The 12824-nt window shown below is 73.3% G+C and carries 13 protein-coding genes; 6 read left to right on the forward strand and 7 right to left on the reverse strand.

All coding sequences use genetic code 11. The features are described 5' to 3' along the window. Positions 1-63: 63 nt before the first annotated feature. Positions 64-513 (reverse strand): pyridoxamine 5'-phosphate oxidase family protein, encoded by a 450-nt coding sequence (locus I847_RS0116800; RefSeq protein WP_028050613.1) that lies wholly within the window; start codon positions 511-513, stop codon positions 64-66. 35 nt (positions 514-548) lie between these two features. After that, positions 549-977, reverse strand: a complete 429-nt coding sequence (locus I847_RS24445; RefSeq protein ID WP_051275013.1) for a DUF6174 domain-containing protein — start codon at positions 975-977, stop codon at positions 549-551. Between the two features lie 92 nt (positions 978-1069). Between I847_RS24445 and I847_RS0116810 the strand changes: the two genes are divergently transcribed. Both I847_RS0116810 and I847_RS0116815 read left to right on the forward strand, forming a co-directional pair. After that, positions 1070-1366, forward strand: a complete 297-nt coding sequence (locus I847_RS0116810; RefSeq protein ID WP_028050614.1) for an MTH1187 family thiamine-binding protein — start codon at positions 1070-1072, stop codon at positions 1364-1366. A 217-nt stretch (positions 1367-1583) separates the two neighbouring features. Then, positions 1584-3152 (forward strand): hypothetical protein, encoded by a 1569-nt coding sequence (locus tag I847_RS0116815; RefSeq protein ID WP_028050615.1) that lies wholly within the window; start codon positions 1584-1586, stop codon positions 3150-3152. Between the two features lie 4 nt (positions 3153-3156). On the opposite strand, the gene I847_RS0116820 is transcribed toward I847_RS0116815, so the two are convergent. Together I847_RS0116820 and I847_RS0116825 are read right to left on the reverse strand one after the other, a co-directional pair. Next, entirely contained in the window at positions 3157-4122 is a 966-nt protein-coding gene (locus I847_RS0116820; RefSeq protein ID WP_028050616.1) for an alpha/beta hydrolase, read from the reverse strand. After that, the gene (locus I847_RS0116825) at positions 4119-5063 is read right to left on the reverse strand and encodes a quinone oxidoreductase (RefSeq protein WP_028050617.1); all 945 of its coding nucleotides are present in this window, start codon (positions 5061-5063) and stop codon (positions 4119-4121) included. Before I847_RS0116825 ends, I847_RS0116820 begins: the two co-directional genes overlap by 4 nt. A gap of 51 nt (positions 5064-5114) precedes the next feature. On the opposite strand from I847_RS0116825, the gene I847_RS0116830 reads away from it, so the two are divergent. Next, complete coding sequence (locus I847_RS0116830; RefSeq protein ID WP_028050618.1) at positions 5115-5804, forward strand: DUF5995 family protein; 690 nt, start codon at positions 5115-5117, stop codon at positions 5802-5804. Here the strand turns inward: I847_RS0116830 and I847_RS0116835 are convergent. From I847_RS0116835 to I847_RS0116845, 3 genes are all read right to left on the reverse strand, one after another. After that, complete coding sequence (locus I847_RS0116835; protein WP_231384261.1) at positions 5801-6514, reverse strand: maleylpyruvate isomerase N-terminal domain-containing protein; 714 nt, start codon at positions 6512-6514, stop codon at positions 5801-5803. The genes I847_RS0116830 and I847_RS0116835 overlap by 4 nt on opposite strands. Positions 6515-6958: 444 nt before the next feature. Continuing rightward, positions 6959-8215 (reverse strand): homoserine O-acetyltransferase, encoded by a 1257-nt coding sequence (locus I847_RS24450; protein ID WP_081681071.1) that lies wholly within the window; start codon positions 8213-8215, stop codon positions 6959-6961. Positions 8216-8222: 7 nt separating this feature from the next. Further along, complete coding sequence (locus I847_RS0116845) at positions 8223-9542, reverse strand: bifunctional o-acetylhomoserine/o-acetylserine sulfhydrylase (protein ID WP_028050620.1); 1320 nt, start codon at positions 9540-9542, stop codon at positions 8223-8225. A 400-nt stretch (positions 9543-9942) separates the two neighbouring features. Between I847_RS0116845 and I847_RS0116850 the strand changes: the two genes are divergently transcribed. Genes I847_RS0116850 through I847_RS0116860 form a run of 3 tightly spaced genes read left to right on the forward strand, consistent with a single transcriptional unit; the run spans position 9943 to position 12802 of the window. Next, positions 9943-10362 carry a hypothetical protein gene (locus I847_RS0116850; RefSeq protein WP_155856202.1) on the forward strand — a complete coding sequence of 140 codons (420 nt, stop codon included), beginning with the start codon at positions 9943-9945 and terminating at the stop codon, positions 10360-10362. A gap of 11 nt (positions 10363-10373) precedes the next feature. Beyond that, on the forward strand, positions 10374-11132 hold the full coding sequence (locus I847_RS24455; protein ID WP_051275015.1) for a lytic transglycosylase domain-containing protein: 759 nt from the start codon (positions 10374-10376) through the stop codon (positions 11130-11132). Continuing rightward, positions 11129-12802 (forward strand): PASTA domain-containing protein, encoded by a 1674-nt coding sequence (locus I847_RS0116860; protein WP_028050622.1) that lies wholly within the window; start codon positions 11129-11131, stop codon positions 12800-12802. Before I847_RS24455 ends, I847_RS0116860 begins: the two co-directional genes overlap by 4 nt. Positions 12803-12824 lie beyond the last annotated feature (22 nt).

Below are 12824 nucleotides of genomic sequence, written 5' to 3' on the forward strand. Positions count from 1 at the left end.
CCCAACCGACGCGCCCGACCCCCGCGCGCCGAGGTCCGAGTGCACCCAGGCGGCGGCTGCAGGCTATGTCCGCCGCAGCTCGGTGAGCCCACGTCCGGGGTGCCACGAGCGCACGACCAGGTAGGTCGCGGTCTCGTCGAGCCGCGTGTGGACCACCTCGGTCACATCGAGCGCGAACGCGGTCGAGGGTGGCGAACCCTCGGGCGGCTCGATCTGGACCAGCCGTCCGGCCAGCTTGGCCTCACCGACCCACGAGGCGGGGTCCTTGGGCGGCTCCAGCGTGGGGGAGTGGACGGCGACGCGCGGGTCGCGCAGCACGTCAGCGAGCTTGCGGCTCTGCGGCATCATCCCGAGCGTGACGTCGTCGCCGATCTCGAGCTCGGTGCCGGAGATCCGTGGCGAGCCGTCGGCGCGGATCGTGGCCAGGGTCTTGTTGGTCCCGGAGCGGAACAGCGCCTCGACCTCGGCGGCGAGGTCGGGCACCTCGGCCCGGATGTCGGCCCATCGCGTCATGGCACCAGTTCTACCGGCAGCCGCCGACAGCCGGCTCAGGAAGCGGGCGTGTACCCGCTCAGCACGTAGCACTCCTCGTCGTCGATCGCCTGGGGGTCCGGGTCGAACGAGACCTTCGTGAGCAGGCCGGTGGCGTCGTACCCGACCTCGGACGGGTGCTCGGCCGCCGCGCGTGCGGTGAGCTCCTCGATCGACGGTGCGTCGTCGAGGACCCCAGGCATGTCCGCGGCTCTGCCACCCGGTTCGTCGAGGCCCTCGACCGCCGTGACCCGCCCATCCTCGACCGTGACCGAGAACGTGCCGATGAACCCTCGTTCGCCGCAGCTGGAGGCGAGCGAGTAGGTGTAGCTCGTGGCGAGCGCAGGAGCAGACGGGGCACTCGCCTCGGGCTCGGGGTCCGCGCACGCTGACAGTCCGAGGACGACGGCGAGGGCGACGGGGACGGCGACGACGGCACGGACCACTGCGGCGCTCCTCGGATCGACGACGACGAGGCCGACACCGTAGCGGACGCCGGCGGTTGGACACCCGACGCCGCACGGACCAGGGTGGGCGCATGCTCGTCGCCTTCTCCGTCGCCCCGCTTGGTGCGGGCGAGTCCGTGACCGCCGCCGTCGCCGATGCCGTGCGCGTCGTCCGGGAGTCGGGTCTGCCCAACCAGACCGACGCCATGTTCACCACGCTCGAGGGCGAGTGGGACGAGGTCATGGACGTGGTGCGACGAGCCACCGAGGCCGTCGGTCGGCACGGGCACCGGGTCAGCCTGGTGCTCAAGGCCGACATCCGACCGGGGCGCACCGGGGAGCTCACGGGCAAGGTCGCGCGCGTCGAGGCGGCCCTCGCGCAGGACTGACGGGTGCCACCGGGGTGTGTGATGCACCACGATCCGGCGGCAGGTTTCTGCGCATGCGGGTGATCGCGCCAAACTGATACCGGCGCGTCCGACGGACCGGCTGACGCGCCGGGTCCGCTGTGGGACAGTGTGGTCGCACGCGTGAGCAGACGGCCTCCGCGGGCGGCAAGAACTGAACGTGCGGCAGGCGGCGGCGTGCCCAGGAAGGCCGGGACTGATGCCCATCTTCGAGCTCGACGAGGGCCGACCGCGCCTTGTCCAGCCGATGCAGCCCCTGGCCGGCTCCTTCGCGCAGGAGGCTGCGGCGCTCCTGACCCACCACCTCGCGGCGATCGCCGGCGAGCCGCTGTTCGCGGTGCGTTCGCGCACCTCGTCGCCGGACCACGCGGACCTGCCCGGACTGCTGGCCCTCGACGCCACGGGCCGCCCTGTCGTGCTCGACGTCGGGCAGGTCCTCGACGACGACGCGATCATCTCGGCCCTGCGGCACGCCGGCGCGGCGGCACGGATGACGACGACCGACCTGGCCCGCGCCTACCACCCGGACCCCAGCCGGTTCGGCGCCGACTTCGCCGCGTTCCGCGAGCAGGCGGCGTTCGGTGCGCAGGCGACGCGTCGCGAGGGCGTCCGGCTGATCCTGCTCTGCTCGGAGGTCGCCGCCGAGGCGAGCGACACCCTGGCCTTCCTGCGTGGCCCCGGTCGCCACGTGGACGTCCTGCAGATCGGCGTCGTGCGCGGTGAGGACGAGCGCCGGCTGCTCGACGTCTCGCCGCTCGCCACCCACGAGGGCGCCCGCCGGTCCGTCGAGCCGACCGCGCTGCGGCTGGTCCGCACCAGCGAAGGGTTCACGGGGCCGACGACCTTCGAGCCGCCTCGCAAGCCGTCGTCGGGCGAGCTCCGGGCCGTGATCGCGCCGTCGCCTGCCCAGTCCACCCTGACCGAGCCGACGCCGATCGTCCGCCGCGCCGCACCCGTCGACGAGACGGTCCTGATCGAGCGGGTCGTGAGCGACGAGCCGGAGACCCGGGAAGATGCCGGCGAGCGGGCCGGCCGACGGGCGCCGGAGCGAACCACGGTGACGCACTCGCCGCCCTCCGCCCAGGCGCCACAGTCGACGCACGAGGCGCCCACGACGCTGACCCCGGTCGTCGGCCTCCGCGCGGCACAGGAGCAGACGCCGCCGCGCAGCACGCCCGCCCACCACCTGCCTGCGCACGTGGACGACGCGTCTCGCGACACGTCGAACGACATCGCCGGCCCCCGCCCGTTCCTGCCGGCGCCGACGAACGCGCACACCGAGGCGCCCAGCAACGACCAGGTCACGCGCGCTGCGGAGACCGCTGGACCTGACGAGCCCGCCGACGCCACACGCGAGGTCGAGCGCGTCTGGGCGGAGCTCGCCCGGGCCGCGCACCCGACCCAGCCGCTGCGCCCGGCCCGTCCGGCCACGCGGCCGTCGCCCTTGCCGGTCGAGCGCCGCGGCGGCCCCGAGCGGACCAACGGGAACGGCGTCCCGCTCGCGGTGCCCGAGCTGGCGACACTGGCCAAGAGCCGTCGCGCGGTCACGACGCTCGTCTGGGTCCGCGCACGCCGCGGACAGCGGATCGAGGCGATGCTCCGCTCGGACGGTCTGATCGAGCTGCCGACGGGTGAGGTCTACGCGAACCCGGACGAGGCCGCGTCGGTCTCGGTCGCGTCGGAGAACCCGGTCGACGGCTGGCGCGCCTGGCGCCTCGGCGAGGGCGGCCCGACGCTGGCGGAGGCCACGGGCATCCTCCGTCCGTGAGGTCCTACCCCCACCCGTACGCCGACACCCACCGGTCGATCTCGGCGTAGAACCGCGCGCGGACGGGCGCGGGCGACAGGGCCAGGTCGTGCAGCCCGTCGGGCACCCGGATCACCGTGACGTGGGACCCGAGCTGCACGGCTCGACGCGCCAGGAGCTCCACGTCGAGGACGACGTCGGCGGACCGCATGTCCTCGCTCCACCGCGGGCTGATGAGGGTGCGGCTGGAGCACAGCATGACGATGGGGACGCCGATGGACAGCCCGCGGGCGACGCGCGCGTGACCGCTCGTGACGGCCCGCAACCACGCGGCACGCACCGGGAAGGACGGGGTCGGGCGCCAGGTCGAGTTGTACGTCCACTCTCCGCCAGACGCGGCGTCGAGGGTGCGTGCGTAGTACCCGGGATCGATGTTGGGCAGCGGGGCCTTGGGCTGGAAGCGCGCGACGCGCGCGAGGGCCGGACCGGACACGTGCCGCAGCACCGACGACCCCTGGAGCTCGAGCCACGGGCTGTTCAGCACGAGCCCGCTGACCACGCCCGGGTGCCGCTGCATCCACAGCGCCGCGATCAGGCCCCCGGTCGAGTGGCCCATGACCATGAGCCGGCCGTGCGCCCCGAGCTCGTCGCGGACGACGGCGAGCGACGCCTCGATCTCCTCGTCGTACACGTCGAGGTCGTCGGTGTAGCCCGGGGTCTGGTGCGGGCGCAGGCTGCGGCCGTACTTGCGCAGGTCGAGCGCGTAGAAGGCGGCCCCCCGGGCGGACCAGTACTCCGCGAGTCCGGTTTGGAAGAAGTAGTCGGACCAGCCGTGCAGGTAGAGGACCGCGCGCGACGGGCGCAGCGGCTCAGGCGTGGGCGGCGCGTGCCTCACGAGGGTCGCGACGACGTCGCCTTCGTCGTCAGGGCGCAGCGCGAGCGTGTGGGCCAGGTAGTCGGGTCCGAGGACGTCCGGCTCCCAGACCGTCACGCGCCGACCTCGAGCACGATCTTGCCCGTCTGGCTCCCCTCCCAGAGCCGCGAGAGGGCCGCGGACGCGTCGGTCAGCGCGAACGTCGAGTCCACCAACGGCCGCACACCGGTCCGCGCGAGGAAGGAGAGGAGGTTCGACAGGTCGTCCCGCGACCCCATCGTCGTGCCCGCCACCGTGATCTCGTGGAAGAAGATCCGCGTCAGCTCGGCTGGCGACGCGTCCCCGCTCGTCGCGCCGGCGACGACGATGATCCCGCCCGGCTTCACGGACCGCACCGAGTGCGACCACGTCGCCTTGCCGACGGACTCCAGGACCACGTCGACCCGCGGCACACGCGCACCGGGTTCCACGGCCGCGGCGGCTCCCAACGACAGAGCACGGGAGCGACGCTCCTCGTCGCGACCCGTCACGACCACCTCGAGGCCGGCGGCGTTGCCGAGCAGGATCGCCGCGGTGGCCAGCCCGCCGCCGGACCCCTGCACGAGCACGCGCTGCCCGGGGGTCGCGCGGCCGGTCACGAACAGCATCCGGTACGCGGTCAGCCAGGCCGTCGGCAGGCACGCGGCCTCGACGAAGCTCAAGGCGGGAGGCTTGTCGACGAGGTTCGCCGTCGGCACCGCGACCTGCTCCGCGAGGGTGCCGTCGTAGCGCTCGGAGAGCAGCGAGCGCGGCTCGTCGGGAAGGCTGACGACGCCGTGCACGACGACCTCGCGGCCGTCCGCGGTCACCCCGGCGGCGTCTGTGCCGAGGATCATCGGCAGCTGCTCGGCGCGCAGGCCCACGCCGCGGAGCGACCAGAGGTCGTGATGGTTCAGGGCGGCCGCGCGAACCTCGACGACCGTCCAGCCCTCCCGCTCGGCCGGCGAGGGCCGATCACCGACCACCAACCCGTTCAACGGGGCGGACGGGTCGAAGCTGGCGGCGTACGCGGCGATCACGGCCCCAACGTAAACCTTCCCGCGCGGCGCGCGACCTGTGATCCTGTGCCCATGACCAGGGGATCAGTGAAGATCGGGCGCGTCGTCTCCGAGATGGACAAGGTGCGCGCCGGGATGCCGCACGCGGACGGCATCGGGGTGTTCCTCGACGTCTACCGACGCGTCACGGCGCTCGTCGCGCTGCGGGTCATGGACAGCACGTTCCACGACCCCGCGTTCACCGAGGCTCTCGACATCGAGTTCGCCGACCTCTTCCTCGACGTCCCGGAGGATGTCGCGGCCAAGCGCACGGTGTCGAAGGCGTGGGCGCCGCTGGTCGAGAGGCGTGCCGTGCGCGGCATCCTGCCGATCCAGTTCGCGCTCGCCGGGATGAACGCGCACATCAACCACGACCTCGCGCTCGCAGTCGTCGCGACGTGCGCCGCGCGGGATGTCGCGCCCGACGACGGCTCCATCCACCGCGACTTCGAGAAGGTGAACGCGGTGCTCGCCGAGGTCGTCCGCCCGATCCGCGACTCCTTCCTCGACGAGGCGATCGTCAAGCACGGCGCCGCCGTCGAACCGCTCGCGGACCTGGTCAGCAACTTCTCCATCGACAAGGCCCGCGACGCCGCGTGGATCGCCGCCCTGACGCTCTGGCACCTGCGCGACATCCCGTTCCTGGACCACGCTGCCCGGCAGACGTTGGCCTGCAGCGTCGGCCTGGTGAGCCGGCAGCTGCTGGTGAGGGTGCAGCTCTAGAGCAGGGGCAGCATCCGGCCCAGGTCCGGGACCGCGTCGCCGGTGTAGCGGGCATGCAGGGCGATCGCCAGCTCGTCGGTGTCGTACGGCTGGCGCCCCGCCGCGAGCCGTACCCAGCGGCGCGCGTCCGAGACCTCGAGGTCCCACCCTCCGCGTGCGACGGCGACCCGGAGCAGCGCATCGGCGACGAGCCGCAGGGCACCCGGCTCGACCGGGTCGACGCCCCGCGGCACCGACCGGGCCAGGTCGTCGGCGTGCACGACGAGCTCGAGGACTCGCGACACCGTCATCGTGCTGAGCAGGACCGGACCCCGCCGGGCCTGGACGACGCGGTCGGTCGGACCCAGCTCGTCGAGCCGCTCGAACGCCGCCTGCGCGCGCTGGTCGACCGCCCGCAGCGGGTCGCCGGCGATCTCGACCGCGAGCTCGCGCGTGACCTGCGCGATCCCTTCCTTGCGTTCGGCGTACGTCCCGACGTACTCGCCGAGCGTGAGGGGCACGGTGCCGTCGGGCAGGGGGACACAGACCGCCAGCGCTTCCATGGCGCGACCGAGGTGCGCGACGAGCTCTGCGACCGTCCAGCCGTCGAGGACCGACGGCTCGTCGGCGACCTCGTCGTCCACGACCTCGCCCACCCACCTGCGCAGGCGCTCCCACTGGTCGTGCAGGGCTGTGGTCGCGTCGGCGAGCTCACCGGGGGGCATCGACATGGCGCCCATCTTGGTCGTCGGGCGCCCGCTCCGTCGAGGTCGTCCGCGTCGCCCGCCTCGGGTGGCAGGCCGCGCGGTCCTTCGGACCTAGCGCCACTTGGGGCGGGTGGTGCGCCTGGGGCGTCATGAGCCGGGCGCGCGGCACTCAGGTGACCCATCAGTCCCAAGCGGCGCTAGCGAGGCGATCGCCTGCTGATCCCGGCGATGTCGATCCGGCGGACGACGTGACAATCGATCAGAACCGGCGTCCCGTGTTCTTCGTCGTCGAAGTCCTTCCGATTGGCATCGCCGCGGGTCTGTGCATATCCGGGCCGATCAGGCGTGGTCGGCTGGTTCTCGATCGGGATGACGCGAGGAGCGGTGGCTGGCGGCCTGCTCCAGGGCGAGGTGGACCGCCCTCCCGCATGGCCCGCGGAGGCACAGCACCGCGGCAGTGCTCCTCACCTAACGGCGGGCCGACTCCAGGAACTCGTTGACCAGCGAGCCGACCAGCTCCTCCTCGATGAGGAAGCCGTCGTGGCCGTAGTCGGAGTGCACGGTGCGCAGGACTGCGCCGGGGATGCCGTCGGCGATCCGCTCCGACTGCGACGGCGGGAAGAGCCGGTCGCTGTCGACGGCGATGACCAGAGCACGGGCGGTGATCGAGGCGAGCGCCGCCTTCACCCCGCCGCGGTCGCGGCCCAGGTCGTGCGTGATCATCGTGCGCGTGAGGACCACGTAGGTGTTTGCGTCGAACCGTCGCGCGAGCTTGTCGCCGTGGTGGTCGAGGTAGGACTGCACCGCGAACCGACCGCCCTCGAGCGGGTCCTCGGCGCCCTGCGGGATGCGGCCGAACCGCTGGTCCAGCTCGAGCGCGCTGCGGTAGGTCTGGTGGGCGATCTGCCGGGCGAGACCGAGTCCGACGTGCGGACCGTCGCCGTCGGCGGCGTCGTAGTAGTCGCCGTCGCGGTAGTTCGGGTCGGCGCGGACGGCGGCGATCTGGGTGTGGAACCCGGCGATCTGGTCGCCGGAGGTCTGCGCTGCCGTGGCGATCGCCGCGATGGCGTCGACCCGCTCGGGTGCGCTCGCGGCCCACTCCAGGACGCGCAGCCCGCCGAGCGAGGCGCCGATGACCAGGGCCCACGAGTCGATGCCGAGCAGGTCGGCGAGGCGGATCTCGGCGTCGACCTGGTCGCGGACGGTGAGGAGCGGGAAGCGACCGCCCCAGGGGCGGCCGTCGGGGGCGCGCGAGGCGGGACCGGTGGAGCCCTGACAACCGCCGAGCACGTTGGGGGCGACGACGAACCAGCGGTCGGTGTCGATCGGCGCGCCCGGCCCGATCATCGACTGCCACCAGCCGGGTGTCGGATGCCCGTCGCCCGCCGGACCGGTCACGTGCGAGTCACCGGTCAGCGCGTGCAGGACGAGGACCGCGTTGCTGCAGTCCTCGTTCAGGGTGCCCCACGTCTCGTAGGCCAGCCGAACGGCCGGCAGCCGACCACCCGACTCCAGGGCGAACGGTCCGAGGTCGGCGAACTGGCGGCGGCCCACCGGATCCCCGTCGCGCCACGCACTGCTCGCCCGGATCAACGGGCGGTCCGACGGCGCCGGGCGCGAGGCCAGGGTGGACGGACGTGCGCGGGACGTCGTGAAGAGCGGGCGCGCGGCCGAGCCGCCCGAGTCCACGGAGGACTCGGACGGCGTCGGCTGCGAGTGCGTCATAGAAAGATCAGGCTCCCTTGGCGGCGCGGAAACCCGCGTCCAGGTCAGCAAGGATGTCATCGATGTGCTCGATTCCCACAGCGAGCCGCACCAGACCGGGTGTCACACCCGACAACGCCTGCTCCTCCGGGGTCAGCTGCGAGTGGGTGGTCGAGGCGGGGTGGATGACCAGCGACCGCACGTCACCGATGTTCGCGACGTTCGAGTGCAGCTCCAGCGCGGACACGAACGCCTGACCGGCCTCGGTGCCACCCTCGATCTCGAACGCGAGGACCGCACCGGCGCCGCGCGGGGCGTACTTGAGCTGGGCTGCGTGCCACGGGCTCGACTCGAGACCCGCGTAGTGGACCTGGCCGACGTCCTCGCGGGCCTCCAGCCACGCGGCGACCTTCTCCGCGTTCGCGACGTGTCGCTCGACGCGCAGCGAGAGCGTCTCGATGCCCTGGGCGATCAGGAACGCGTTGAACGGTGAGATCGACGAGCCGAGGTCGCGCAGCAGCTGCACACGCGCCTTGAGGATGAACGACAGGTTGATCCCGAACAGCCCGCCCACGCCCAGGTCCCGTGCGAAGACGAGGCCGTTGTAGGACGGGTCGGGGGTGTTGTAGTTGGGGAACCGCTCCGGGTACTGCGCGAAGTCGAACGAGCCGCCGTCGACGATCACGCCGCCGATCGCCGAGCCGTGCCCGCCGAGGTACTTCGTCGCGGAGTGCACGACCACGTCGGCGCCCCACGTCAGCGGGTTGATCAGGTACGGCGTGGCGACGGTGTTGTCGACGATCAGCGGGACGCCGTACTCGTGCGCGACGCCCGCCACCAGCTCGATGTCGAGGATGTCGGACTTCGGGTTCGGGATGGTCTCCGCGAAGAACAGCTTGGTGTTCGGGCGGATCGCGTCCTTCCAGGCCTGCGCGTCGTGCGGGTCGGTGACGAACGTGGTCTCGATGCCCAGCTTCGGCAGCGTGTAGTGCAGGAGGTTGTACGTGCCGCCGTAGAGCGACGGGCTGGCGACGATGTGGTCACCCGCCTCCGCGATGTTGAGGATCGCGAGCGTCTCGGCGGCCTGGCCGGAGGACACGAGCAGCGCTCCGACGCCACCTTCGAGGGACGCGATGCGGTTCTCGACGACCTCCTGGGTCGGGTTCCCGATGCGCGTGTAGATGGGGCCGAGGTCCTGCAGGGCGAACCGGGCCGCGGCGACCTTGGCGTCCGGGAAGACGAAGGACGTCGTCTGGTAGATCGGCAGGGCGCGCGCACCGGTGGCCGGGTCCGCGGTCTGGCCGGCGTGGATCTGGCGGGTCTCGAAGTTCCAGCTCTCGTTGCTCATGTCTGTGCTCCTGGCTCGGGTGGGTCTGATGGATCCGCAGGAGGCACCGGGCAGCCGACATCCGTCCCGCGAAGGGTGGGGAGTGGGGCGCACGGATCGAGCCATGGCTCGGGCGGGTCTCAGGGCCGTCGATCAACCGACGACGACCTGCCCGCGGGCACAGCCGAGCGTGCGCTGGTCAGCGACACATTCGGCGGGACATGACAGGGACTCTAGGCAGGTCCGTCCGGGAGATGGAACCGACGTCTCATCAAGCGAGACATCTTCACCTGGTGCACCGCTGCGTCGCCGGATCGTCGACCACGCGCCCCCGGCTGTTCGTCCTGCGGACCCGCACAGGCCGCACACAGGCGCCTCGGATGCGTTCAACTTCATCGGACGCACCGGGGAGTCGAGCCCGATGCCGCGACGAAAGGACGGGATGCGGACGGTGGCGCCCGTGTTCCAGCTCTACCGGTTCTCCGACGACGACGCGGTGTGGTGGCGGCTCGTGAGCCCGAACGGCCGTGGGCTCGCCCGGACCGCGCTCGCCATGCCCAGCGCGGCGGCCGCGCACGCCTCCGTCGAGGCGGTGCGGATCGCCGTCGGGTCCTTGGTCCCCGTTCTCCGGCTCACCGACGCCTACCGGTGGCAGTGGATGCTCACGCAGGACGACGTGCCGGTCGTGCAGGGCATCGGCGACCAGGACCGCCGCGTCCGGTGCGCGCACGCCTGCCGCAGCTTCGTGGACCTCGCCCCGGTCGCCGCCCTCGATCTCGCGGTCGCCACGTTCCGCCGTTCGTCCGCTCCACCCGTGAGCGCGCGGCGCTCCGCGACGTGAGGCGTGCGGGCGTGCTCGTCGGTGGTGTGATCAGCCTGCTCGTCGTCGTGCTGACGTCCGTCGCCCGGACCGATGACGGACCTGCCCCGGCCCGCTGGACCCTGGCGGCCGCAAGCCCGCGGGCAGCCGTCTCGGCAGCCACCGGGGCGGCCCCTGGTGAACCGGCCGGCGCGGCAGAGGTCGTCGACTCCGGACCGGCGCCGCTGCACGCCTCGACGGAGTGGGTAGCCCGGGTTGCGTCCGCTACCGGCATCGCCGCGGTTGCCGTCCGGGCCTACGCAGCGGCGACACTCACCCTGGCCCGCGACAGCCCGCGCTGCCGGGTGGGCTGGACCACCCTGGCCGGCATCGGGGCGGTCGAGTCGGGTCACGGTACCCACGCAGGGGCGGTCCTGCTCGACGACGGCCGCCCGAGCGTGCCGGTGATCGGGCCGGCGCTGGACGGGTCGAACGGGACCGCGCCGATCCGGGCGAGTCCGCAGGACATCGCGTGGACCCAGGACCCGACCTGGGCGCACGCCGTCGGACCGATGCAGTTCCTCCCGTCGACGTGGCGGCGCTGGGCTTCCGACGGCGACGGCGACGGGGTGAGCGACCCGAACGACCTCGACGACGCGGCGCTGGCCGCGGGGCGCTACCTGTGCGCTTCCGGTGGGAACCTGGCCAGCGGTGCCGGGTGGCACCTCGCCGTCGCCTCCTACAACCACGACGACTCCTACGTCGCGCTCGTGCTGGCCACGGCGGACAGGTATGCCGGTCTGGCCTCATGACCCTGCTCGGCCGGCGCTACCGGATCGGCGAGCTCGTCGGCCGAGGCGGCTCGGCGGACGTGCACGTGGCGGTGGACGAGCTGTTGGACCGTCGCGTCGTGGTCAAGGTCCTGCGCGAGCCGGCGAGCGCCGACCTGTGGGCGGCCGTGCGGGCTGCGGCCGGGCTGCGCCACCCGCACGTCGTCGAGACGCTCGATGCGGGCACGGATCCGACGGGCCGGCCCTACGTGGTGCTGGACCTCGTGGACGGTCCGACGCTCGCCCAGCTGGTCGACGAGGGTCCGCTCCCGTTCGGAGACGTGCTGGCCATCGGGACGGGCGTGCTGGAGGGGCTCGCCCATGCGCACGCCCATGGAGTGCTCCACCTGGACCTCTCCGCGGGCAACGTGATGCTCCGGAGGGCGGACGACGGCACGCCGGATCCGGGTGCCGCCGTCGTGCTCGACCTCGGGGCGGAGCGTCGGCCGATCGTCGGCGGCGGGCTGGTCGCCGTGACCCCGCACTACGCGTCCCCAGAGATCGCCACGGGCCAGGCCGGCGACGAGCGATCGGACGTCTACTCGGCCGGCGCGCTCCTGTACGAGCTGGCCACGGGTCAGCTGCCGTTCGGCTCCGTGGGAGAGGACGCCGGTTCCGTGCTGCGGGCGCAGGTGCACCGGGTCGCGCCGCCACCGTCGTTCCTGGATGGCGACCTGCCGAGGGCCTTCGACCGGCTCGTCGCGCGCGCCCTCGCCAAGGATCCGAGGGACCGCCACCCCGATGTGACCGCTCTTCTCGACGAGGTCGTGCAGCTTGCGCGCGCCGTCGACCTGCCGGCCGGTGGGCCGCGTCGCACGCGCGACGGCGGACGGGCCGTCGTCGTCCGGACGACGAGACCGCTCGAACCGGTCGCGGTGACACCCGTGCGGGCGATGGTCGAGAGCGCGGGGGTGCGGGGGGCCCGCGCAGCGACGACGCAGGCGGCGCCCGAGAGCGCCCCGACGCCCCGAAGTGGGTCAGGTCCCCGGTGGCTCGCCGCCTTCGCGGCCGTCCTCGTCGTCGCGGTCGTCGTCGGGCTGGTGCACTCCGGGCTCGGTGCCGCGGGCGCCGCCCAGCCCGAGGTGCCGCCCGTGCGGGCCTCGACCCCGACGACCGCGACCGTGACGGGCACACCGACCGCCCACGCGACGCGCCACGCCACCGCGCCGCCGCCCCCGACCACACCGACCCTCGTCGCGCTGCCGTCCCTCGCCGGCCTGAGCCTCGACGACGCGCGTGCGGCAGTCGCCGCTGCGGGTCTGCGTCTGGGGGGCGTGCAGGAGGCCGACGGGCCGACGCCCCCGGGCGTGGTCCTCGCGATGACGCCGGCGCCGGGAGACGTGGGGCCGGACGCGGTGGTCGACCTCGTGGTCGCCTCCGGCTACACGGTGGTGCCGGAGGTGGGGGGGACGACCGCCGCCGACGCGAGTGCGGCACTGCGCCGGCTCGGGCTGGTCGTCACCGAGCTGCCGACGCCCGGCGGGGTCGCGGGGACAGCGCTGCGCACGGCGCCGAACGCCGGCCGACGGGTCCCGGTCGGGTACACCGTGATCCTCCTCGTCGGCGCTCCGCCCGTCGTCGAGCCGACGGCCTCGCCGAGCGCCACGCCGGTGCTCTCCCCGACTCCCGGGCCGACCCAGGCCGACCCCTGAGCCGTGGGCCCAGAGGCACCCT

It is taken from the genome of Cellulomonas sp. URHD0024, assembly GCF_000426185.1.
GTDB lineage: Bacteria > Actinomycetota > Actinomycetes > Actinomycetales > Cellulomonadaceae > Cellulomonas.